This window comes from Blautia sp. DFI.1.216 (assembly GCF_020594215.1).
Classification (GTDB): domain Bacteria; phylum Bacillota; class Clostridia; order Lachnospirales; family Lachnospiraceae; genus Blautia_A; species Blautia_A wexlerae.
Window position 1 is genome coordinate 14966 of the sequence record NZ_JAJDML010000037.1, and the last position, 24771, is coordinate 39736.

At 41.2% G+C, this 24771-nt stretch carries 20 protein-coding genes and 2 pseudogenes; 3 read left to right on the forward strand and 19 right to left on the reverse strand.

Annotated elements, in window-relative coordinates; translation table 11 throughout:
• Positions 1-8: 8 nt before the first annotated feature.
• The 12 genes and pseudogenes from gatC to LJE11_RS13540 form a co-directional block, all read right to left on the reverse strand.
• On the reverse strand, positions 9-302 hold the full coding sequence (gene gatC, locus LJE11_RS13490; RefSeq protein ID WP_008704901.1) for an Asp-tRNA(Asn)/Glu-tRNA(Gln) amidotransferase subunit GatC: 294 nt from the start codon (positions 300-302) through the stop codon (positions 9-11).
• 62 nt (positions 303-364) lie between these two features.
• Positions 365-1696 (reverse strand): aspartate--tRNA(Asn) ligase, encoded by a 1332-nt coding sequence (gene aspS / locus LJE11_RS13495; RefSeq protein ID WP_020993706.1) that lies wholly within the window; start codon positions 1694-1696, stop codon positions 365-367.
• A gap of 391 nt (positions 1697-2087) precedes the next feature.
• Positions 2088-2642 (reverse strand): ANTAR domain-containing response regulator, encoded by a 555-nt coding sequence (locus LJE11_RS13500; RefSeq protein ID WP_008704904.1) that lies wholly within the window; start codon positions 2640-2642, stop codon positions 2088-2090.
• 248 nt (positions 2643-2890) lie between these two features.
• On the reverse strand, positions 2891-4213 hold the full coding sequence (locus LJE11_RS13505; protein ID WP_008704905.1) for a glutamine synthetase family protein: 1323 nt from the start codon (positions 4211-4213) through the stop codon (positions 2891-2893).
• A gap of 292 nt (positions 4214-4505) precedes the next feature.
• Complete coding sequence (locus LJE11_RS13510) at positions 4506-4868, reverse strand: type II toxin-antitoxin system HicB family antitoxin (RefSeq protein WP_008704906.1); 363 nt, start codon at positions 4866-4868, stop codon at positions 4506-4508.
• Positions 4852-5109, reverse strand: a complete 258-nt coding sequence (locus tag LJE11_RS13515) for a type II toxin-antitoxin system HicA family toxin (RefSeq protein WP_020993705.1) — start codon at positions 5107-5109, stop codon at positions 4852-4854. Before LJE11_RS13515 ends, LJE11_RS13510 begins: the two co-directional genes overlap by 17 nt.
• 314 nt (positions 5110-5423) lie before the next feature.
• Entirely contained in the window at positions 5424-6596 is a 1173-nt protein-coding gene (locus tag LJE11_RS13520) for a hypothetical protein (protein WP_020993704.1), read from the reverse strand.
• 3 nt (positions 6597-6599) lie between these two features.
• Complete coding sequence (locus LJE11_RS19830) at positions 6600-7034, reverse strand: ATP-binding cassette domain-containing protein (RefSeq protein ID WP_008704911.1); 435 nt, start codon at positions 7032-7034, stop codon at positions 6600-6602.
• Positions 7031-7294 (reverse strand): ATP-binding cassette domain-containing protein, encoded by a 264-nt coding sequence (locus tag LJE11_RS19835; protein ID WP_020993702.1) that lies wholly within the window; start codon positions 7292-7294, stop codon positions 7031-7033. The genes LJE11_RS19830 and LJE11_RS19835 overlap by 4 nt, the downstream gene beginning before the upstream one ends.
• A complete protein-coding gene (locus LJE11_RS13530) occupies positions 7291-8136 on the reverse strand; it encodes a MerR family transcriptional regulator (RefSeq protein ID WP_008704913.1) in 846 nt (281 codons plus the stop codon). Before LJE11_RS13530 ends, LJE11_RS19835 begins: the two co-directional genes overlap by 4 nt.
• Before the next feature lie 93 nt (positions 8137-8229).
• On the reverse strand, positions 8230-8409 hold the full coding sequence (locus LJE11_RS13535; RefSeq protein WP_330380567.1) for a TnpV protein: 180 nt from the start codon (positions 8407-8409) through the stop codon (positions 8230-8232).
• A 53-nt stretch (positions 8410-8462) separates the two neighbouring features.
• Positions 8463-8744 (reverse strand): annotated as a pseudogene (locus LJE11_RS13540) (site-specific integrase); the annotation flags it as partial.
• On the opposite strand from LJE11_RS13540, the pseudogene LJE11_RS13545 reads away from it, so the two are divergent.
• Positions 8737-9183, forward strand: a pseudogene (locus tag LJE11_RS13545) (transcriptional regulator); the annotation flags it as partial. The pseudogenes LJE11_RS13540 and LJE11_RS13545 sit on opposite strands and share 8 nt — an antisense overlap.
• A gap of 261 nt (positions 9184-9444) precedes the next feature.
• Here the strand turns inward: LJE11_RS13545 and LJE11_RS13550 are convergent.
• From LJE11_RS13550 to purF, 5 genes are all read right to left on the reverse strand, one after another.
• A complete protein-coding gene (locus tag LJE11_RS13550) occupies positions 9445-10929 on the reverse strand; it encodes a glutamate synthase subunit beta (RefSeq protein ID WP_118342247.1) in 1485 nt (494 codons plus the stop codon).
• A 121-nt stretch (positions 10930-11050) separates the two neighbouring features.
• Positions 11051-15604 (reverse strand): glutamate synthase large subunit, encoded by a 4554-nt coding sequence (gene gltB, locus LJE11_RS13555; RefSeq protein ID WP_227296099.1) that lies wholly within the window; start codon positions 15602-15604, stop codon positions 11051-11053.
• 16 nt (positions 15605-15620) lie between these two features.
• A complete protein-coding gene (locus LJE11_RS13560) occupies positions 15621-17246 on the reverse strand; it encodes a CTP synthase (protein ID WP_008704921.1) in 1626 nt (541 codons plus the stop codon).
• 373 nt (positions 17247-17619) lie between these two features.
• On the reverse strand, positions 17620-17847 hold the full coding sequence (locus tag LJE11_RS13565) for an HPr family phosphocarrier protein (RefSeq protein WP_020993699.1): 228 nt from the start codon (positions 17845-17847) through the stop codon (positions 17620-17622).
• A gap of 269 nt (positions 17848-18116) precedes the next feature.
• Positions 18117-19538, reverse strand: a complete 1422-nt coding sequence (gene purF / locus LJE11_RS13570) for an amidophosphoribosyltransferase (protein ID WP_022381205.1) — start codon at positions 19536-19538, stop codon at positions 18117-18119.
• A gap of 404 nt (positions 19539-19942) precedes the next feature.
• Here purF and LJE11_RS13575 point away from each other — a divergent pair, with 404 nt between their 5' ends.
• Together LJE11_RS13575 and LJE11_RS13580 are read left to right on the forward strand one after the other, a co-directional pair.
• Positions 19943-22042: a glutamine synthetase III family protein gene (locus tag LJE11_RS13575; RefSeq protein WP_055201275.1), complete on the forward strand. Its 2100-nt coding sequence runs from the start codon at positions 19943-19945 to the stop codon at positions 22040-22042.
• 298 nt (positions 22043-22340) lie between these two features.
• On the forward strand, positions 22341-24053 hold the full coding sequence (locus LJE11_RS13580) for an ammonium transporter (RefSeq protein WP_025579445.1): 1713 nt from the start codon (positions 22341-22343) through the stop codon (positions 24051-24053).
• 182 nt (positions 24054-24235) lie between these two features.
• Here the strand turns inward: LJE11_RS13580 and LJE11_RS13585 are convergent, their stop codons facing one another.
• A complete protein-coding gene (locus tag LJE11_RS13585) occupies positions 24236-24382 on the reverse strand; it encodes a hypothetical protein (RefSeq protein WP_155513483.1) in 147 nt (48 codons plus the stop codon).
• Positions 24383-24391: 9 nt separating this feature from the next.
• Positions 24392-24598 (reverse strand): hypothetical protein, encoded by a 207-nt coding sequence (locus tag LJE11_RS13590; RefSeq protein WP_025579443.1) that lies wholly within the window; start codon positions 24596-24598, stop codon positions 24392-24394.
• Positions 24599-24771: the final 173 nt, after the last annotated feature.

Sequence of the window (24771 nt, forward strand, 5' to 3'; positions counted from 1 at the left end):
CCTGTCTCCTATCCTATGGTTTTCGGAACCTGATACTGTCCTTCTTTTGCTTTCGGTGCATTTGCCAGCATTGCTTCTTTGTTGTCTCCGTTTGTGACAACATCCTCACGAAATACGTTTTCATCCTGGAAAATATGGGACATAGGCTCTACTTCCGATGTATCCAGTTCATCCAGCTTCTCTACATAATCAAGCATTTTCTGCATTTCAGCTTTTGCTTTTTCCTTTTCTTCTTCTGAGAGTGAAAGCTTGGCCAGGATGCAGACATTTTCCATTGTTTCATCATCTATGATCTTTGCCATGATTTTCTCCTTATATATACTGCCTGTAACATTCTATATTGCTTTTATTTCCGACTTCTTATTTACGGTTCCAGACGGTTCATATCTCGCGGGAAGAGACAGGTTTCACGAACATTCTCTTCACCGATAAGCTGCATGGTCAGACGTTCCAGACCGATTCCCAGTCCACCGTGAGGCGGCATACCATGTTTGAAGGTATCCAGATACTGTTCCATGCCTTCCTGCGTCATACCTCTGTCTTCAATTTTCTGTACCAGCATATTGTAATCATGGATACGCTGTCCGCCTGTTGTGATCTCAAGGCCTTTGAATAACAGGTCAAAGCTTAAGGTAAATCTTGCGTCTTCCGGATCATCCATTGCATAGAATGGACGTTTCTTTGACGGATAATGTGTGACAAATACGAAATCTGAGCCATATTCTTCTTTGAAATACTGTCCGATCAGTGCTTCCTCTTCCGGCTCCAGGTCAAATGGGTTTCTGATCTTACGATTGTATTTCTGAGATACCAGTTCTTTGGCTACATCGAAACGGACTGCCGGGATTTTGGACACGTCCGGAATATCAAGCTTCAGGATCTGTACTTCTTTTGCATATTCTGTTTTCAGAAGGTTCATGGCATACTGGAGGAATCCTGTTTCCATTGCCATAATTTCTTCGAAGCTGTCAATATATCCCATCTCGAAGTCCAGACTGGTGTATTCATTTAAGTGACGTTTGGTATTATGTTTCTCAGCCCGGAATACGGGGCCTGTCTCAAATACTCTGTCAAATACGCCAACCATCATCTGTTTGTAAAACTGTGGGCTCTGCGCAAGTACTGCAGGTTTGTGGAAGTAGCTGAATTTGAAAAGGTTTGCCCCACCCTCTGCTCCTCTGGCTCCGATCTTTGGAGTGTGGATTTCTGTGAATCCCTGTCCGTAGAGATAATCGCGGAATGCTTTTGTCAGTGCCTCCTGGATTTTAAATTTGGAACGCTCCTGAATATTTCTCAGGGAAATCGGTCTGTAGTTTAATTTTGCTTCCAGGGAAGTGTTCAGTTTCCATTTGTCGATTGCCATTGGAAGTGGCTCTGCCGGTGTTGATAAAATATCAATATGACGAATACGAAGCTCTCTTCCGTGGGGTGCTCTCTCCTCTTCATGCAGGATTCCTTTCACCCTGATCGTCATTGCTTCCTTCAATTCATGAATGGAAACATTTGCCATTTCATTTTCATAGACTGTCTGGAATAAACCTTCCCTTCTTCTAAGAATGATAAATGCCACATCACCCATATTACGGATGCTGTGAACAGCGCCTTCGATTACGGCTTCCTGGTTCAGGAGATTATTACCTACGAGTTCCTCCCAGGTATTGATTTCTTTTTTCCATGTTCCATCCATAAATTCCATTTCCTCATCCTCCATTTCTTCATTTCTGAAAACCTTTGTGATATCTTCACTGGTTTCAAGTTCAAAAGACTTTTCGTGCAAGCACAACGACTTTTTGGCTTAAAACCCTGGAATATCAAAAAGGCGTAATCAGAAAATCCGGAGACACTTATCCCCCTGGACTCTCTGATTACGCCTTTGTAATCATTCTTCCTGTTATTATCTATTTTATGTTTGTTTGTGTTCTTTCTATATATAATATGATGTTAGGGTCAAAATATATTTTGCCTCTAACTTGATATGAACAAAAATATATTCTGTATATTACCACATATTCTGTCAAAATAATATCGTCATTTTTTACAAAATTTTTCTTATTATTTTACGGAATTGCTACAGTACATACGATAAATCAAATCTCATCATACATCAGCATGAGCAGCATCTGTGCAGTTTCTACCATATTAGTACCGGAATCCATACTGCATTTCTGGATATGTCTGTATGCTTCCTCTTCTGTCATCTGGTTTTTTTCCATCAGAAGGCGTTTGGCATTCGAGATATAATTCTGTTCTTTTTCTGATCTGGGCTTTGGTTTCTTTTTTTCTTTTTTGATCCGGCGTTCCAGATGATAGAGCATGTCATTGACCGTATCTATCAGTGCGCTTGCTTTCATCGGCATCTGTACAGTGCTGACGGAATTCGGTGCTTCATCTATAATACGCTGAGAAGCCAGAAGCAGCATTTCAAAATACTGTGGCAGGTCATCGAGAGCGTCTTTATAATAGGCATCTGTCAGCTTATACCCGCATATCAGGACACCACTGTCAAGCTCTGAAATATTGGCCAGCGCATTAGAGACAGAGCTGCAGACAGAGGCTACTGTGAGCCCATGTCTGTTAAGTATTGTGCGGATTTTCTTTGCGTCTTCAATTTTCGGTAACGCAATCACAATGCTGCTGCTCATAACTCTGCCACTCCTATTTCTGTTACAGCCTGAGTTTCCGTCCACTGTTTATTGCTTTTTGCAACCTCTGCAGGGGACTTGTTTGATTTTGATCAAGCGGATGTTCGCAATCCGCTTCGCTACTTGCTCATAACCGAATAACTGCTTCGCAGTTTATCAGAAGAAGCTTCGCTCCTCCTGATACAAACAAGTCCCCACCCACTGCTTATTGCCTTTTACAATTTCTACAGGGGACTTGTTTGATTCGGTTAAATTCTGTATAAGTATTCCTCGATTTCCCAGGCTGAAATTTCTCTTGTATAGCGCAGCCATTCTTTTTTCTTGGCTGCTGCGTATTCTTTACAAAATTCTGTTCCAAGTACTTCTTTGATCCAGTCACTCTGTTCGAAGTAATCAATTGCTTCGTTCAAATTTCCCGGAAGATTTTCAATCTTCATTGTTTTCTGATCTGTTTCGGATAACTCTCTGCTGGAGGACTTAGTCGGATAAATCTTCTTATTGATTCCATCCAGTCCTGCTGCCAGACATACTGCAAATACCAGATACGGATTTGCTGCTGCATCCGGACTTCTCAGTTCGATCCTTGTCTCCATACCTCTGGATCCCGGAATTCTTACCAGTGAATTCTGGTTATTCTTCGTCCATGTCAGTTCTGTCGGTGCTTCATAGCCCGGAACCAGACGTTTGTAGGAATTTACGATAGGATTGGTGATCAGTGCCATCTCTTTGCTGTGAGCCAGAAGACCTCCTACGAAGTAATAAGCTTCTTCGCTTAATTCCTGTGGATTTCCCGGATTAACGAATACATTTCTTCCATCTTTAAATAAGGAGAAATGAATGTGCATTCCGGAGCCGTTTACTTCTGCCCTTGGTTTCGGCATAAATGTCGCATGAAGTCCATGGCGTTTGGCAATGGTACGGACCGTCATCTTGAATGACATGATCCGATCTGCAATCGTACGGACTTCACCGTATTTGAAATCTACTTCGTGCTGTGCAGGAGCAGTTTCATGGTGAGAAGATTCTACCTCAATCCCCATGTCTTCTAGATTTAATACAATATCACGTCTTGCGTTTTCACCCAGATCCACAGGGCTGACATCCAGATATCCGGCCTTTTCATGTGTTACAGTAGTCGGAACTCCGTTATCATCGGTATGAAAAAGGAAAAATTCACATTCCGGATCTACCAGACAGGTGTATCCCTCCTTCTTTGCCTCCCGGGCGGTTTTCTTCAGGATATATCTCGGACTTCTCTCATGAGGGGTTCCGTCCGGACAATAGATATCGCATAACAGTCTGGCAACTTTTCCCTGCTGTGGTCTCCATGGGAGAATTGCAAAAGTGTCAAGATCCGGTCTTAAGTACATATCCGGTTCAGATTCTCCTGCGATTCCTGCGATAAAGGAACCATCTACAATACATCGGTTATCCAGCGCACGGGGAAGTTCCCGGGCAGTTATGGCGATGTTTTTCAGCGTTCCAAACATATCTGTGAACTGGAGACGGATAAATTCCACGTCTTCCTCCTCAGCCATCTGTAATATTTCTTCTCTGGTATAATTCCCCATTTTCATTCACTCCTTGTCAGCATAGTTTCTGCTGTTTTTGCTTTCTTAATGATTCTTCGATACAGTTTTGTCCTGTCTGGAAGTTTTATAAATTCTTTTTATAATGATATAAAAAATGACGCACTTTCTACAGTTACTTTTCTATAGAAAGAACGCCTTTGTTCATGTAGGCAATTATAGCAACATGACTATTTTTTGTCAACTGCTTATTTTTATAAATAAATCACCGGCTCTTTCCATGTTACTGTGCGCTCCGCTTTCAATAACACGCTTTGCTGCTTACTTATAATCGCTATTTTGAGAATACCGCATCATTTCTCGAAAGAAGATATACGCAGTACTGATTCATACTGATTCCCTCTCTCTGAGAATGTTCTGCCAGTAGTCTATGCAGGCTTCTTGGAATTCTCAGTTTAAACTGTCCGGAATAATCTTCAAGGCTATCCGGCTCATGGATTTCTACTCCTTCTTCTAATGCAGCTTCAAGCCATGCTTTTTTTGCATCCAGGGCATTTGAAATTGCACTTTCCACTGTTTCTCCGCAGGTAATGCAACCAGGGAGATCCGGATACGAAACTACGAATCCTCCTTCGGTTTTATCTTCTACAACTTCCATACGATAGGACATTGACATATAATCATTCAGTGTCTTCATGATTCTTCGCCTCACTTTCTACTATTTCCCTTACCATTTCTACATATACTTTCTTTATCGGCTCATGTTTTGGTATTGTAATGGGCATGCATCCAGACTTTCTAAATGTATAATGACTGCTTCCACTTCTCGGAGCATTCATTTCATATCCATAACTTTCCAATACTTTTCGCAATTCATCAAACCGAAGATCTTTTGATAAATTACATATGCGTGTTATCAGTTTATCCCATTTTGACATTCTTATATCTCCTATTTACATTATATGTGGTATCGTATATGGTGTCAATCAATTTTTCTATGCTAAATTTGAAAAGGTTTCCGTATTCTCCGAAAGAGAAATACGCAAAATATAAATTCAAAAATACTGTCTTTTGTGCTTAATCATAAAGGGAAATGGATGAGCCGAATGGTTCAAAAATTATTTTAGATATGTAGATATGCAAATTTAATGTAACAAAAGTATTATTTGCTGTGGATAATAGCAATATGTTCCGACTCAAATTATAAGCGGTTTTGCTTAGAAAATCAATAAGCTTATTGTAAAAAAAACATCTACCATACTCTCATAGATAACAATGACAAAATATAAAATGGAAGTATATATAGTAACCTTTGCAGCCGGTTCTTTGCTGTATATATTATAATACTCTGAATCGGCATCCATATCCAAAGGAGAATACTAAATAATTCAAATTTATACGCTATCCAATAACAGAGCATCGGGAGTAACAACAAGAACATTCCAATAACTGACTTGCATTGTAATTTTTCTTTTAAAGAATATCTGAGCGGAAATCCTTTTTTAACTAAACGTAATTCATTTTGCACATTATAGCTGACAACATTCTGTCCTAATATCAATATAGAAAACAATAATACATACTCAATATATTTTCCCTCTATCTGCGATAATAACATTGTGATTAAAACAATCGCAAAATACTGATACATAATCTGTTTCTTTCTTCTAATAACACTAACCACCTCATAAACCATCAAAAAACGGTAGCGGTTGCCATAATATTTCTTCATCAGTCCCTTCATTTCTCTCTGATTATTTTGGAAAAACACTTCATCCTGTGTTTGCAAGACTGTATCATATTCCCTATTCAAAAAACCATATAACATCTGATTATATTGTTGAAAGAACGGGATAATTGCTTGATAGCTAAAATAAGGATATAAAATGAAATATAATCCGTAAATGATCAATAGTACACTGGCAACAAATACACTTCTATTAAAAAAGCAAATCATTACTACTGCTAACATACATATATTCGTAATATCCCGATATTTATATTGCGTCGATAAAACCGTATGCATATTGACGATTGGGTTACAGATCATAACCACAATAAACTGTCTCAAAACTATTCCCTCCATTGGGAAAGCCCAAAATAAAATCAACGCAACACACAACGTCAGTACCGTGCTTTTTCCTATCTTCTTCACTCGCCAAATATATGTTTTTTCTATTTTCCAAATATAAGTTTCAGGAGAAATACGCATTCTTGGTATTGTTCCAAACAAATTCATAAACAAGAAGCAGAGAATACCATACGGTATAAAAACAGCAATATCCATTCCATGGGTTGTCTGAATCATAGATTGTAATATAAGAATACATGGCACAATAGCAATCAGTATAAGATAAGCACCTATATTTCGTTTAATCATTCTAACTGCAAATTTGAATCTCTGTTTCAAAAGCAACTGATACATACTTTATTCCCCTTCAGATAAAATCTTTGCGATTTTCTCTCTATCAACTTCCTCCGTATTGATTTCTCTAATTTGTCCGTTATGTAACAAAAGACACTTGTCACAAACATTTTGTAAACACTCTATATCATGGCTTGAAATAATGTAAATTCCTTTTTCTTTCTTGTGAAACTCTACCATTACATTTTCTAAAAGTTTCATTTGGACAGGATCAAGCCCTGAGAATGGTTCATCAAAAATAGTAATTTTTTCTTCTTGTATCATTGCACAAGCATTATTTAGTCGTTGCATTGTACCTTTTGAAAGTTCTGACGGAGAATAGTTCTCATACTTTTTTAATCCCAACCCATCTAAAATCCTCTCGATTTTATCAAATGCCTCTTGCTTTTTTATCTTTCTACTCGAAGCAATTAAAAGAAAATTTTCATATATTGTCAGCTCATTAAAAAACTTGGTTGATCCATTGCATAGGCAACCGGCATATCAAGATAATCAACCTTGTTCATTTTTTCTCCGTCGATAGAAATTACTCCCGTATAATTTTTATCATAATTCGAAAGTATATTCAAAAGGGTAGTCTTTCCAGCTCCATTTCTTCCAACAAGTCCATAAATACAAGTATTTTCAAATGTATAGTTTAAGTTCGAAAAAACGGCTGTTTCACCATATTTTTTAGTTAAATTTGAAATCTGAATCATAAAATTTCTTTTCCTCTCAAATCCATTTTCGTCAATCCGACTACTAACAATCCCATAAAGACTGCCGTGTTCACAAATAAAAGTACAACAACACTTTTTACCACTCCGAAAGTAAAAAGTATTGAGAAAACTTCTACTGACAATACAATAAAACACATATAATTTGTCAAATACTCTGTTATAATTTCTCCATAATAATTATTCATCTGTAATTTGGCATAGATAAAAGGTTTTAATAAATAACGGATTATAACACAAATAACCGGACAAATAAAAATCCAATTTTTATTCACCAAAGATGTTGCCACACCTTTACTCCATTGTACCGGAATTTCTGTCGGCAGCTTAGAATAAGACAATGTCCCAATAATCAAGCATAGTACGGTAATCGTTATCCAAGTAAGCATACTTCCCCATATATACAAAAAGCTAACTGAATCCAGTTTGAAAACAGTTTGATTATCTTTCCAATAATCCTGCAACTCTGTTACATATTGTTCTACCTGTAATTTTTCATAACTAATACTTTCTTCACCCAACATTTTTTCGCACATGCGTTTTGCCTTATTCAAATCAGTAATCTGACTATTTAATATTTCATTCTGCCTCTCAAGCGTTTCCTGCAATGTTACTTTTCCAGATATAATGCTTCGTATATCCTCAATAGAAATTCCTAATGTACGCAGATATGCAATCTTCTTTATATTTTCCACATCATTTTCTGAATAATCTCTATAACCATTACTTTCGTTTCTTGAAGGCTCAATGAGTTTTTCCTTTTCATAAAAACGAACATTAGAACGGGATAAACCTGTTCGTTCTTCTACGTTTTTTATTTTCATGTTATGCACTCCTTTCAAGCAACTCTATTTTATCTTAAGAATAAGCTATAAACAAGGTTTACAGTCAAGCATTTATCCAAAATCTCTTCTCTTTTAGTTATAAATCAATTCAGCATTCACAACCTCTCTTGCTCTACTCCAAATATTATTCATTTCTCCTACCCAAGCCACCTGATCAGTTGCTTTAAGTTGTTCGGTAATACCTTCACTCTCTGCCATCTGCTCTACAATCCTTTCAAAGCGTTTCTGTGCCTGTTCTTCTATACCAGCCAAATAATCATTCAACCTTCCACTTGTAAGCAGATTCAGATATACACCTCTACGATATTCTTTGTGACCGTAAAGATTCGGTCTTTCTTCTTCAATCCGTAAAGCATCTGCAAATATTCCTGCATTTCTTCACAGAGGAACTTCGGCATTTTGATCATACGATTACTTTTCTTTGTTTTCGGTGTGGTAATCACATCTTCGCCGTGTAATCGCTGATAGAACTTATTGATTCTGACCGTTTCTTTCTCAAAATTGAAGTCAGCGGCGGTCAGTGCCAACAATTCTCCCTCACGGATACCGCACCAGTAGAGCATTTCAAAAGCGTAAAAGGAAACAGGAACAAGAAAACCGAAAGCGGAACTTATTGCTGCACTGGCACAGGCTTTGGATGTTTCCCCTCATGCCCTCGATGTGCCTGACATTGACAGCTATATCGGACTGATGCACACTTTATTTACCCTTGAAGATTTGTACGGTCTAACAGTCAGTGAATCAGACGAAGATATCTGCCTGAAAGTCGATACTTCCAAAGACAAGGACGCTCACGAACTCTGGAAAATGCTGTATGCCTGGAAAGAGCAGGCTGACAAGCTATCTTCTGAAGAAATCAGCAAGGACAAATACGATGAGGGGCGTTACCACTACCCGGAATTTGATACTACGCAAACATGGGCAAAAGTTCCGTCACAGAAACTTAGCAACGCTCTGGTCGGAATATTCCAAGACCGACTCAAACCAGATAAATATGGATTTATTTGTTGCACAACCACCTATTAATCATTCTCTAACCCTAAAACCACTGGATTACAAGGATAATGGCTCTCATACAACCGTTATCAATTTGTTATCAAAAGACTTTTAAAAATGCTGCAAACCCGTATAAACGCTGGATTTACTAAGTATTTTTGTTTATTCAAACTAAACTACAATTATTGTAATACCCGAAACACCCGAAAATCACTTCAAAAAACAAAGGTGCTACTTCCTGACGTCCTTTTCCGTCAGGCAATAGCACCTTTGTCATATTTTATCTTATTTTTACAGATAGGAGTATCCCATCAGCGATTCATCTACCGCCTTCGCAGCTTCTCTGCCTTCGCGGATTGCCCATACTACCAGGGACTGACCTCTGTGCATATCTCCTGCTGTGAAGACTTTGTCTACAGAGGTCTGATACTGATCTGGCTTTGTATCTACGTTGGTTCTTCCGTTGATGGCTACCTTAAATGCGTCTGTTACATATTTCTCACTGCCAAGGAATCCGGCTGCGATGAGAACTACATCTACAGGGATGACTTCTTCAGTACCTTCTACCGGTACCATCATCATTCGTCCGGTCTTTGGATCTTTTTCGCTCTTTAATTTTGTGAGTTTTGCCTGGCAGACATTTCCGTTTTTATCTTTGATAAATTCTGTAACAGTAGTCTGGTATACTCGTGGATCATGTCCGAATACTGCGATAGCTTCTTCCTGGCCATAGTCTGTTTTGAGGACTCTCGGCCACTGCGGCCATGGATTGGATGGTGTTCTTTCCACTGGCGGCTTGGGCATCATCTCTAACTGGATCACAGATTTGGCACCCAGACGGATAGATGTTCCCACACAGTCATTTCCTGTATCACCGCCACCGATGACCAGAACATTTTTTCCTTTGGCAAGTTCATATGGAACTTTGGCAAAATCAGAATCCAACAACGCTTTTGTTACCTGTCCCAGGAAATCTACTGCGAAATAAATTCCTTTTGCATCCCGTCCCGGAACTTTAATGTCTCGTGGATTGGATGCTCCGCAGGCAAGGATGACGCGGTCGAACTGTTTCAGAAGTTCTTCTGCTTTGATGTCCTTTCCTACGTTTACATTTGTAACGAATTTCACTCCCTCTTCTTCCATAAGATGGATTCTTCTGTCAACAACAGCTTTGTCCAGCTTCATGTTAGGAATACCGTAACGGAGAAGTCCGCCTACACGGTCTTTTCTTTCAAATACAGTTACGCTGTGGCCTCGTCTGTTTAACTGCTGAGCTGCTGCCAGTCCGGACGGACCGCTTCCGATGACTGCGATGGATTTGCCTGTACGCACTTCCGGGATCTGCGGAGTTACCCATCCGTTCTCGTAGGCTGTCTCGATGATCGCACGTTCATTTTCTTTTGTGGAGACCGGTTCTCCGTTTAAGTTACAGGTGCAGGCTGCTTCGCAGAGTGCAGGGCAGACACGTGAAGTAAATTCCGGGAAGCTATGTGTCTTGCTCAGTCTTAAGAATGCCTGTTTCCAGTTGCCTGTATAAACCAGATCGTTTGTCTCAGGTACAAGGTTGTGCAGAGGGCAGCCGGATGCCATACCGCCGATCATCATACCTGACTGGCAGAATGGGACACCGCATGCCATGCAGCGTGCGCCCTGAAGTTTCTGTTTCTCTTTATTTAATGGGGTCCTGAATTCTTTGAAGTTTGCGATGCGGACCTTTGGCGGCAGAACTTTTGCCGTCTCTCTCTCATATTCTAAAAATCCTGTTGGTTTGCCCATGATTTCCTCCTCTTCGCCGCACTTGCTGCGGCAATAATGGTATGGCCCACGCCACCTTTTTATTTATTCTAAAAGATGACGGGGCAACATTGATAAGTTCACACGATATATTCAATTATTATCAATGTTTAGCGCCAATACTTTCATAGAACGCTTCCATCTGTGCCTGCTGACTGTTGAGTCCTTTTTCTTCCAGTTTCGCACTTAAAGTGATCATCTTCTTGTACTCATTCGGAATGAGTTTCTTGAAGTGTGGCAGATAGTAATCAAAATCAGCGAGAACTTTCGCACCGAGTTTGGAACCTGTTGCTTCTACATGAGCTTCAATCAGGTCGCGAAGTTCTTTTTTGTCATATTTGTTTTCCACTTTTTCGATGGAAATCATGGCTTTGTTCAGGTTCTTGTAAAGAACATTATCCACATCCAGTACATATGCGATACCGCCACTCATACCTGCTGCAAAGTTCTTGCCAGTCTTACCAAGTACGACTACGCGGCCACCTGTCATATATTCACAACCATGCTCTCCCACGCCTTCTACAACTGCGGATGCACCGGAGTTACGGACTGCGAAACGCTCACCTGCAACACCATTGATAAATGCGGTACCGCTGGTTGCACCGTAGAGGGCAACGTTACCTACGATAATGTTCTCTTCTGCTTTGTATGCAGCTTTCTCCGGAACTTTCAGAATCAGTTTACCACCGGAAAGACCTTTTCCGAAGTAGTCGTTGCTGTCACCGGTCAGTTCCAGTGTCAGACCTTTCGGAATAAATGCACCGAAACTCTGTCCGCCGGCACCGTTGCAGTGTACAGTGATAGTGTCATCTGCAAGTCCGTCTTTGTTCTTTCTTGTGATCTCTGCACCAAGGATGGTTCCGAATGTACGGTCAATGTTTGTCAGGTTTACAGAAAGCTCTGTTTTCTGACCTTTATTGATGGCATTTACGCATTTCTTAACCAGAACCTTTTCATCCATGGTCTTTTCCAGTTCGAAGTTATATACGGCTTTCGGGTCAAAAGTAACTTTCTGGTCTTTGCCTGCGAACGGATTGTTCAGGATTGCACTTAAATCTACTTTACCCTGATGTGGTTCCGCTACATTGTCTGTCTGAACCAGAAGATCTGTACGTCCAACCATTTCGCTGACTGTACGGAATCCCAGTTTAGACATATACTCTCTTAATTCCTGTGCGATAAAGCGCATGAAATTCTCTACATATTCCGGTTTTCCTTTAAATCTTTTACGAAGTTCCGGATTCTGTGTTGCCACACCTACAGGGCAGGTATCCAGGTTGCATACACGCATCATTACACATCCCATGGTTACGAGAGGAGCTGTTGCAAAGCCGAATTCCTCTGCACCCATCAATGCTGCGATTGCAACGTCACGACCACTCATAAGCTTACCGTCAGTCTCAATGCGTACACGATTTCTCAGCCCATTTTTGAGCAGTGTCTGATGTGTTTCTGCAAGTCCCAGTTCCCATGGAAGTCCAGCATTGTGGATAGAACTTCTTGGAGCTGCACCTGTACCTCCGTCATAACCGGAGATCAGGATTGTCTGTGCGCCTGCTTTGGCAACACCTGCTGCAACTGTGCCCACGCCTGCTTCAGATACCAGTTTAACAGAAATATCTGCATATTTATTTGCATTCTTAAGGTCATAGATTAACTGTGCCAGGTCCTCGATAGAATAGATATCGTGGTGCGGTGGCGGGGAGATCAGGCTGACACCTGGTGTAGAATGACGGGTTTTGGCAATCCATGGATATACCTTCTTTGCAGGAAGATGTCCGCCTTCACCAGGTTTTGCACCCTGTGCCATCTTAATCTGGATTTCTCTTGCAGATACAAGATAACGGCTGGTTACACCGAAACGTCCGCTGGCAACCTGTTTGATCGCGGAGCATCTGTCATCGCTGCTTCCTGCAGAATCCAGTCTCTCGTCACTTTCACCGCCCTCACCTGTATTGGATTTTCCATGGAGGTGATTCATGGCGATTGCCAGTGTCTCATGTGCTTCCTGTGAAATGGAGCCATAGGACATGGCACCTGTCTTAAATCGTTTTACGATATCATCTACGCTCTCCACTTCTTCAAGTGGAACCGGAGTCTCAGCAAACTTAAAGTCCAGAAGTCCTCTTAAGTTTCCGTGATTTTCTTTATCCACCAGATCTGTGTACTGTTTGAACAGATCGTAGCTTCCAGTCCATGTAGACTGCTGCAGAAGATGGATGGTCTGAGGATTGTAACGATGTTCCTCTCCCTGGCTTCTCATCTTATGTGCACCAACGCTATCCAGTGTTAGGTCTGTCGGAAGTCCTAACGGGTCAAATGCTTCTGAGTGAAGTTTCTCTACATTCTCTTCGATGTCTTCCAGTGTGATTCCGCCCACACGGCTGACTGTACCTGTAAAGTATTTCTCGATCACATTAGAAGAGATACCAATTGCCTCAAAAATCTGAGATCCCTGATAAGACTGGATGGTGGAAATACCCATCTTGGAAGCAATCTTTACAATACCGCTGATGACTGCATGATTGTAGTCATCTACTGCTGCATAGTAATCTTTGTCCAGCATATGGCTGTCGATCAGCTCATGGATTGTCTCAAGGGCAAGGTATGGGTTGATAGCACTTGCACCATAACCAAGTAAAGTTGCGAAATGATGTACTTCTCTCGGTTCTCCGGATTCCAGAATGATGGCAAGAGAGGTACTCTTCTTTGTTTTTACAAGGTGCTGATGAACTGCGGATACTGCCAGAAGTGACGGGATTGGCATATGATTTTCATCTACTCCCCTGTCTGAAAGAACAAGGATGTTTGCACCCTCACGGAATGCTTTATCTACTTCTACAAAAAGACGGTCAATTGCTCTCTCAAGCTTGGTGCTCTTGTAATATAAGGTAGAAACAACAGCTGTCTTGAAGCCCTCATGCTTGAAGCTCTTGATCTTCATCATGTCTGTATTTGTCAGGATCGGATTGTTGATTTTTAATACCTGACAGTTTTCCGGTTTCTGCTCCAGCAAGTTTCCGTCCTTGCCAACATAAACGCTTGTGCTGGTAACGATTTCCTCACGGATCGCATCGATTGGAGGGTTAGTAACCTGTGCGAAGAGCTGTTTGAAATAGTCAAATAATGGTCTGTTCTGTTTGGAAAATACTGCAAGCGGGGTATCCACACCCATAGCTCCGATGCTCTCTGCTCCGTTTAACGCCATGTTTCTGATGGAAGTACGGTACTGCTCATAAGTATAGCCGAATGCTTTCTGCAGACGTGCTCTCTGCTCAGGTGTATATTCTTCCGGTCTTTCGTTAGGAATCTTGATGTCTTTTAACTGTACCAGATGACTGTCCAGCCATTCACCGTATGGCTGCATTTTTGCATAGCCCTCTTTCAGTTCATTGTCATCGATCACTTTTCCCTTTACAGTATCTACAAGAAGCATTTTTCCGGGATGGAGACGCTCTTTTAATACGATCTTCTCTTCCGGAATTGGCAGAACACCTACTTCTGAGGAAAGGATCATATAGCCGTCAGAAGTAATATAATATCTGGATGGACGGAGACCATTTCTGTCAAGGACTGCACCCATAACATCACCATCAGAGAACAGGATAGATGCAGGTCCGTCCCATGGCTCCATCATAGTTGCATAGTACTGATAAAAGTCACGTTTTGCCTGGGAAATGGTGTCATTGTTTGCCCATGGTTCAGGGATTGTGATCATCACTGCAAGCGGAAGTTCCATACCGCTCATTACCAGAAATTCCAGTGTATTGTCAAGCATTGCAGAGTCGGAACCGTTTCTATTTACAACAGGAAGCACTTTGTGAAGCTGTCCCTCCAGATATGGTGATTCCATATTTTCTTCTCTTGCAAGCATCTTATCTGCGTTGCCGCGGATGGTGTTGATCTCACCATTGTGTACCATAAAGCGGTTAGGATGTGCTCTCTCCCAGCTTGGGTTTGTGTTGGTACTGAAACGGGAATGTACCATGGCGATTGCAGATTCATAATCCGGGTTCTGAAGGTCTTCGAAGAAAGTACGAAGCTGTCCAACCAGGAACATACCTTTGTAAACGATGGTACGGCTGCTCATGGATACTACATAAGTATTATCATTACTCTGTTCAAACTCACGTCTTGCAATGTAAAGCATACGGTCAAATGGAAGACCTTTTCCCACATCTTCCGGCTTTTTGATAAATGCCTGCATAATACATGGCATACATTCTCTTGCCTTGTGTCCAAGCACTTCCGGGAATACCGGGACCTGACGCCATCCGAGAAGTTTCAGACCTTCTTTCTCAAGAATAATCTCAAACATCTTCTTTGCCTGTGCACGTTTGATCTCGTGCTGCGGGAAGAAAAACTGTGCGATGCCATATTCTCTCTCATCGCCAATCTCAAATCCCTCTTTCTTACAGGCTTTCTTGAAAAATTTATGGGAAATCTGGAGAAGGATACCTACACCGTCACCAGTTTTGCCTTCTGCATCCTTACCTGCGCGGTGTTCCAGATGTTCTACGATCTTTAATGCATTTGCAACAGTATCGTGGGTTTTCTTGCCTTTGATATTGACAACTGCTCCGATACCACAGTTGTCATGCTCAAATTCAGACCGGTACAGACCTTGCTGTTGCTGCTGTTCTCTCACTTCTTTCATAATCTCCTCATCCTTTCTATTTCTGCTGCTGTTCTTCGCTTATTTTCTTATCGACGGCCGCCTGGATGAATCCTCTGAATAAAGGATGTGCATGATTCGGGCGGGATTTGAATTCCGGATGGGCCTGAGTTCCTACATAGAACGGGTGCCCTGCGATCTCGATCATCTCTACGATATGATTATCAGGGGAAGTTCCTACGATATTCATTCCCTTCTCCTGAAGTTCTTTACGGAATGCATTGTTTACTTCATAACGATGTCTGTGGCGCTCATGGATTTCTTTTTTGCCAAAGAGTTCATAGGATCTGGAACCTTCTGCAAGAATACATGGATAGCTTCCAAGTCTTAAGGTTCCACCGATATCTTCGATATCTTCCTGATCCGGCATTAATGCAATTACCGGATGCTTTGTCTCCGGATTCAGTTCAATACTGTTTGCATCTTCGTATCCAAGTACATGACGGGCGAATTCTACAATTGCCATCTGCATTCCCAGACAGATTCCAAGATATGGAATCTTATGTACTCTTGCATACTGTGCTGCCAGGATCATTCCTTCTGTACCTCTGTTTCCGAAACCACCCGGAACCAGAATACCATCTACATTGTGAAGCTGCTGATCCAGATTTTTCTCTGTCAGTTCTTCGGAATCGATCCAGTCAAGCTCTACCTTGGCTCTGCAGGAAATTCCGCCATGTTTCAGTGCCTCTACTACACTGAGATATGCATCATGAAGCTGTGTATATTTTCCTACAATTGCGATCTTTACTGTTTTATTCGGATTTCTCAGACTTTCTACCATTTCCTCCCAGTCACTTAAATCCGGTTTTCTGTTTTCAAGACGGAGACTTGAAAGAACTACATCTGCAAGCTTCTCTCTTTCCATTGCAAGAGGAGCTTCATATAAATATTCCACATCCAGGTTCTGAAGTACATGTGATACAGGTACGTTGCAGAATAAAGCGATTTTTTCTTTGATGTCCTCTGTCAGCTCATGTTCACTTCTGCACACCAGTACATCCGGCTGGATTCCCATTCCCTGAAGTTCCTTTACGCTTGCCTGTGTAGGTTTTGTTTTCAGTTCTTCAGATGCCTTTAAATAAGGAATTAATGTTACGTGGATCAGGATTGCATTGTCATGTCCCACATTGAGCTGGAACTGACGAATTGCTTCCAGGAACGGTTGGCTTTCAATATCACCGACTGTTCCTCCCACCTCGATAATGGCAATCTTGTTTTCCTCCGGTGATTTGGCGCGGTAGAAACGGCTCTTAATCTCATTTGTAATATGAGGAATTACCTGTACGGTACCCCCGCCGAAATCCCCGTGACGTTCTTTCTGAAGAACAGACCAGTAAACCTTACCGGTTGTCACATTGGAATTTTTATCAAGACTCTCATCAATGAATCTCTCATAATGTCCCAGATCCAGGTCTGTCTCTGTACCATCGTCTGTTACAAAAACTTCTCCGTGCTGAATCGGGTTCATGGTTCCGGGGTCGATATTGATATAAGGATCAAACTTCTGCATGGTTACCTGGTATCCTCTCGCTTTCAGAAGACGCCCCAGAGATGCAGCTGTGATTCCCTTTCCAAGACCGGAAACAACTCCTCCTGTAACAAATACGTATTTCACTGCCATTTTGATTTCCTCCTCCATCATCCTTTGTTAATAAAAAAGCGTCAGATGCAGCTATCAGAGGGCACTTGACCCATCTGGTATTCTGCATCTGACGCCTTTGTCAGATCATCATATCTTCTATAATAATATGTTCAATTGGCTTTCTTTAAAAATATGCTATACTATAAAACATTTTTTTTCGTTTGTCAATAATGAATTTCCCGTTTTTAAGCAAAAACAAATCAAATAAGTTCCTTCTGATAAACTATGAAGCAGTTATATTTTATGGAATTACTCTGAACACAGTCATAATACAGAAAAAACGAATCTGTAGAAGTTCATCTTCCAGACCCGTCTTCTCTGCAATAATTATTCGGTTATAAAAATGCAAAATTTATGCAACTGCAAATTTCTTCAATGTACGATCAAATTCCCGGCTCTCCCCGTGGCAGTCTACTGTCAGTTCTCTGGTCAGATCCAGACTAAGTACACCAAGGATTGATTTGGCATCAATTAAAAATCTGTTGTAATAAACATCAATATCAAAATCACATCTGCTTGCAGCATTCACAAATTCCTGCACCTCTTCAGTTGCATTTAACTTGATTTTACTCTGTGACATCGTGATCACCCTTTCTGAAAACATTCTTTGTTTTTTTCTATCAGACGCCCATATTATGTTCCACATTTCAGAATTTGTCAAGTTTTTAAATTTATCCAATTTTCATAAAGCGCAGGGGTTCTATTGTGCATTTTGTTCGTTTATATATGTTTTCACAGCATTATTTTATACACTATGTATGATTCCATTCTATATTGGTTTTACCATTATGTGAGATTGATTCCATATATCATCGACAGGTTTCTGCATTTTTTATGAATTTTTGCGACTTAACACTTCACAATATCTGCAAACTCCGCATTTGTATAATCCGGAATCTCCATCGGATAATTTCCATCGAAGCATGCCTTACATAAGGGCAGGCCGCCCGCCATTCCTTCCAGATAATCTGTCTGCATGTAGCCAAGAGAATCTGCTCCGATCATTTTACAGATTTCCTCTGTGCTGTGGCTGGCTGCAATGAGCTGATCATTTGACGGCACATCCGTTCCGAAATAGCATGGATGTAAAAATGGCGGTGAACTGATACGTACGTGCACTTCCTTTGCTCCCGCCTCTTTTAACATGTGGATCAGGTTTGCAATGGTTGTTCCACGAACAATAGAATCATCCACCAGAACAATCCTCTTATCTTTTACAACAGATTCCAGCACACTCAGTTTCAGATGAACACTGGACTCACGTTCTTCCTGAGTCGGTTTGATAAATGTTCTTCCAATATAGCTGTTTTTATAGAACGCAAATGCAAACGGGATTCCTGATGCTTCGGAATATCCCTTTGCAGCAGGGAGTCCGGACTCCGGTACACCTGTTACAAGATCTGCCTCTACAGGATAAGACTTGGCAAGAGATTTACCGCCGCGGATTCTGGCATCATAGACCTTCACCCCATCAATGGTACTGTCAAGTCTTGCAAAATATATATACTCAAACACACAATGCGCGCGTTTTGCAGCAGCAGACGCAAGCTCTTTATTTGACTTCAGTCCGTCTTTTGTGATCGTAAGAATCTCACCCGGCTCAATGTCACGGATAAATTCCGCACTTACAGATGTCAGAGCACAGCTCTCAGAAGCAATAACATAAGCATTTCCTCTTTTACCGAGACACAATGGTTTCAGTCCATATGGGTCGCGGACTGCGATCAGTTTTCTCGGGCTCATAACTACCAGACCATATGCACCTTTGATCTTCTTTGCAGTCTTTAACACTGCCTCTTCTACTGTTTTAGAATGCACACGTTCTCTTGCGATATGGAACGCAATAACCTCTGAATCTGTAGTTGTATGGAAAATCGCTCCATTCTGGATCAGTTCCCATTTCAGTTCCGGTGTATTAACCAGATTTCCGTTATGTGCAAGTGCAAGAGTTCCCTTTACATAAGACAAAACAAGGGGCTGTGCATTCTCTGCAACAGAAGCTCCTGTTGTGGAATATCTTACATGACCAATACCAATATCCCCCTCATATTTACGGACAACATCCTGTCTGAGAACTTCACTTACAAGTCCCAGATCCTTATGAAACTTCACATTTCCACGCTCTCCCTTAGTATCAGAAACTGCAAGTCCGCAGGATTCCTGTCCTCTGTGCTGCAGGGAAGTCAGTCCATAATATATGGACGGAACTACATTGCCGCCATCCAGATCATAAATTCCAAAGACGCCGCACTCTTCTTTTATTCCAGCCATCTGATTTCCTCCGATCGTATTCTCTTGTCTGACTTTAACTTTACTTTCAAAACCCGCTGACATTGTTTTCTTATGTTTGGTGGGTTCCAAAATCAAATTATAATAATAGAAACAAATTTGTCAACCTATCCTTTTTTTGCCATATCTCAAAAATTTTTTCAAAAAAAGTGCTTGACATCTGTTTTCATTTCGTTTATAGTACAGCACATAAAGCAAAGGCGCTTTGGAAAGATCTACAGAGATCTCATCCAGGGCGCTTTTTCGTTTTATAAAACTTTCGTTTCATAGAAAATGTTCGATGAGGAATTTTCTATGAGACGAAAACCGCAGGCAGTCACAATGGTGATCTGCAGCGGCACTACACATATTCAGAAAATATTGCAAACCGAAAGGAGAGTACCTATATGGCACAGAATATCCCTGAACTGTACGGCAGCCTGGTCTTCAACGACAAAGTAATGAGAAGTAAACTGCCAAAAGACATGTACAAAGCATTAAAGAAAACAATCGAGAGCGGTACACACCTTGAACTTGATGTTGCCAACTCCGTTGCTGTTGCAATGAAAGAATGGGCTACCGAGAACGGCGCCACTCATTATACTCACTGGTTCCAGCCAATGACAAACGTAACTGCAGAGAAACATGACAGCTTCATTTCTCCTACAGGAGATGGTCAGGTGATCATGGATTTCTCAGGTAAAGAACTTGTAAAAGGTGAGCCGGATGCTTCCAGTTTCCCGTCAGGCGGTCTTCGTGCCACATTCGAGGCAAGAGGATATACAGCATGGGATCCGACATCACCGGCATTCATCAAAGACGGAACCCTTTACATTCCTACAGCATTCTGCTCCTACAGCGGAGAAGCTCTTGATAAAAAGACTCCTCTCCTTCGTTCCATGCAGACACTTGATAAAGAAGCTACAAACCTTCTCCATATAATAGGAAATAAAGATATCAAACACGTAAATACAACTGTAGGTCCTGAACAGGAATACTTCCTGGTAGACAAGGAATTATACAAACAGAGAAAAGACCTTGTATTCTGCGGACGTACACTGATCGGTGCTCCTGCTCCTAAGGGCCAGGAAATGGAAGATCATTACTTCGGTGCTCTGAAACCTCGTGTCGCAGCTTATATGCATGACCTGGATGTAGAGCTCTGGAAACTTGGTATTCCTGCCAAAACAAAACATAACGAAGTTGCTCCTGCACAGCATGAGCTGGCTCCTGTATTCGATACAACAAACGTTGCGGTTGACCACAACCAGTTAACAATGGAAGTAATGAAGAAAGTTGCCGACAAGCACGGACTTGTATGCCTTCTTCACGAGAAACCATTTGAGGGAATCAACGGAAGTGGTAAACACAACAACTGGTCTATGATTACAGATACCGGTGTAAATATCCTTGATCCGGGAAAAACACCTGCTGAAAATACACAGTTCCTGATTTTCCTGACAGCTGTTATCAAAGCAGTTGATGAATACGCAGATGTACTTCGTATTTCTGTAGCAAGTGCAGGAAATGATCACCGTCTTGGTGCAAACGAGGCTCCGCCTGCTGTTGTATCCGTATTCCTCGGTGATGAACTGACAGAAGTATTAAAATCTATCGAAAATGACGAATATTTTGCAGGAAGCCGCGCAGTCCAGATGGATATCGGTGCAAAAGTACTTCCACATTTCGTAAAAGACAATACAGACAGAAACCGTACTTCACCATTCGCATTTACAGGTAACAAATTCGAATTCCGTATGCTTGGTTCCGAAGCTTCTGTTGCAAACCCGAACATTATTTTAAACACTGCTGTTGCTGAGTGTGTTCACCAGTTTGCAGAACAGTTAAAGGATGTACCGGAAGACAAGATGGAGGATGCAATCCACGAACTGATCAAGAAGACAATTATTGATCATAAATGTGTTATCTTTAACGGAAACGGTTATACAGACGAATGGATCGAAGAAGCTGAGAAACGAGGTCTCTTTAACCTGAAATCTACACCAGATGCTCTTCCTCAGTGGATCGCAGATAAAAATATTGAACTCTTTACCAAATATCATATCTTCACAAAAGAAGAAATTGAATCCCGTTATGAGATCTGGCTGGAATCCTATTCCAAGATTCTTAACATTGAGTCCAATACTATGGTTGAAATGGTACAGAAGGATTTCCTTCCATCTGTATTCGCATATATCGACAAAGTTGCAGCTACTGCTGTTGCTAAAAAATCAGTTGTTTCAGATGTCAGCACAGCTTCTGAAGGAAAACTGATCAAAGAGCTGTCACAGCTTGCTGATGAGATTTCCACAGGTCTTGAGACCTTAAAAGCAGACACTGCCAAAGCGCTTGCTACAGAAGATCCTCTGGCTAATGCAAAAGCATACCAGACAGTTGTTCTTTCTGATATGGATGAACTCAGAAAGTCTGTAGATGCAGCAGAAACTCTGATTCCGGATGCACTGCTTCCATATCCTACATATGACAAGCTTCTGTTTTCCGTTTAATTAACAGGTAATAACAGGGGAATATCTTTATGAACTCTACTTCATAATTCATTATCGATTTCCTCATCCATTAATCACACGATATTTTGATGTTCTCCTGTTTTACATATAATTTTGATTTTAAACTGCATTGCATACAGTCATACGAAATGTCTTTTCTATTACATCAGTTATGCAATACACTATAAATATGGATTTTATATTCGCAAAAGCGCGATGAACTGGCTACATTTCCAGGCATCGCGCTTTTTGCATTTTATAAAATATGAGGAAATTTTTATGAGGGAGGAATATTATTATGGAATTTTCCGCAGTAAACACAATATGGGTGCTGGTCGGCGCCGCGCTGGTCTTCTTTATGCAGGCCGGATTCGCAATGGTAGAAACAGGCTTCACACGAGCCAAAAACGCAGGTAACATTATTATGAAAAACCTGATGGACTTCTGTATCGGAACCCCGGTCTTCTGGCTGGTCGGCTTCGGTCTGATGTTTGGTGCAGGTAATGGATTTATCGGAAAGATCGGTGGTATTGCCACAGAAGCACACTATGGTTCAGGAATGCTTCCTGACGGAGTTCCTTTCTGGGCATTCTTAATCTTCCAGACAGTATTCTGTGCAACATCCGCAACAATTGTTTCCGGTGCAATGGCAGAACGTACCAAGTTCCTTTCCTATTGCATCTACAGCCTTATGATCAGTCTTGTTGTATATCCGGTATCCGGACACTGGATCTGGGGCGGTGGATTTATCAGCCAGATGGGATTCCACGATTTCGCAGGTTCCTGTGCAGTACATATGGTAGGTGGTGTGGCAGCTCTGATCGGTGCCATCATCCTTGGACCTCGTATCGGTAAATATACAAAGGACGGCAAATCAAAGGCTATCCCGGGACACAACCTTACAGTTGGCGCTTTAGGTGTATTTATCCTCTGGTTCTGCTGGTTCGGATTTAACGGTGCTTCCACAGTAAGTATGGAAGGCGATGCAATCGTAAGTGCCGGTAAAATCTTCGTTACTACTAACCTTTCAGCAGCTGTTGCAACTGTAACTGTTATGATCATCACATGGGTACGTTACAAAAAACCGGATGTTTCCATGTCTCTGAACGGTTCTCTTGCAGGACTTGTAGCAATTACAGCAGGATGCGACACAGTTTCTCCTACATCCGCAGCAATCATCGGTATTGCTTCCGGTTTTATCGTAGTATTTGGTATTGAATTTATTGACAAGGTTCTGAAAATTGATGACCCTGTTGGTGCTGTCGGTGTTCATGGTTTAAACGGTGCTTTCGGTACCCTTGCAGTTGGTCTTTTCTCAGACGGATCAGGCACAGACTGGAAAGGACTCCTTACAGGCGGCGGCTTCCACGGATTTGGTGTTCAGTTCACTGGTATGATCATCACAATCGCATGGGTTGTTGTTACTATGACAATTATCTTCCAGGTAATCAAACATACAATCGGACTTCGTGTTTCAGCTGAAGAAGAGATCGCAGGTCTTGACTCCAAAGAACATGGTCTTGCAAGTGCTTATGACGGTTTCGCAATGGCTGGTGTTCCGACTCCTATGGGAACTTCCATAAAAGCTCCTGTTGTCACAGCCAGACCTTCTGCTCCTGCTGAATCAGTTCCTGAACTTCCGAAAGAAGGCGTTCATAAGCTTACAAAAGTTGTTATCATCACCCGTCAGAATAAGCTTGATGAATTTATGCAGGCAATGAATGAGATCGGTGTTACAGGTATCACTATTACGAACGTTCTCGGATGCGGTGTACAGAAAGGTGCTCCATCCTACTATCGTGGTGTTGAGATGGAAATGAATCTTCTTCCTAAGGTCAAAATTGAGATTGTTGTAAGTCTCGTACCTGTACAGAAAGTTATCGAAACTGCCAAGGCAGTCCTCCATACCGGTCAGATTGGTGATGGTAAAGTATTTGTATATGACATTGAAAATGTCGTTAAGATCCGTACAGGCGAAGAAGGTTATCTCGCACTGCAGGATACAAAGTAAATTATTTATCAACAATCAGGTAATATTAATAAGAGACATCAGCGTATTGATTGCTGGTGTCTCTTATTTTAATCTTTCTTTCTAACAATTCCAATGGCGTTAAAAAACAGGCAGTATATTTCATGTAAATATCATAGCCACGATATCGGAAGCCTATTGTATTATATCTGGTAGGAAGTGTGTCAAGTGCAAGAACCGCTTTTTAATCTTTTGGGAAAAATCCTCTGCATACTCCCGGTATTTAAATTGCTGAAGGATATATTTCTTTTTTCCTTCACATCCAGCTTGCCGCTCTGGGCAATTACAACTTTGTATTTTCTTTTTTCCATCCGTACCCCTTATATTGCATCAATTTCTGCCCATGCTTCTTCCACTATCTGCACTCTGTCACTTTCCATATCATCAATGGCTTCATCCAGCCTTGACAAAAGAACATCCATTGCATCATTGATTGTATAAGTTGGTTCATGGGATTTTGTTGCCTGTGCCAATGCCATAACCATCACCCTTTCTTGAAATAGCACTTTTGTTTCTATTTTTATCATACCACGAACCACCGGAAATATCTATATATTTTAAATTTGTCTTTATAACCCAAACACAGAATACTGTTTTTGGGACGTTTTTTAGAATTTGTCCATTTGTAGTTTCAATTAAAAAAGTAAATCACGACCACCGGCTTAGCCGGTGGTTTGCTTTGACCCTATAAGGGTCTATT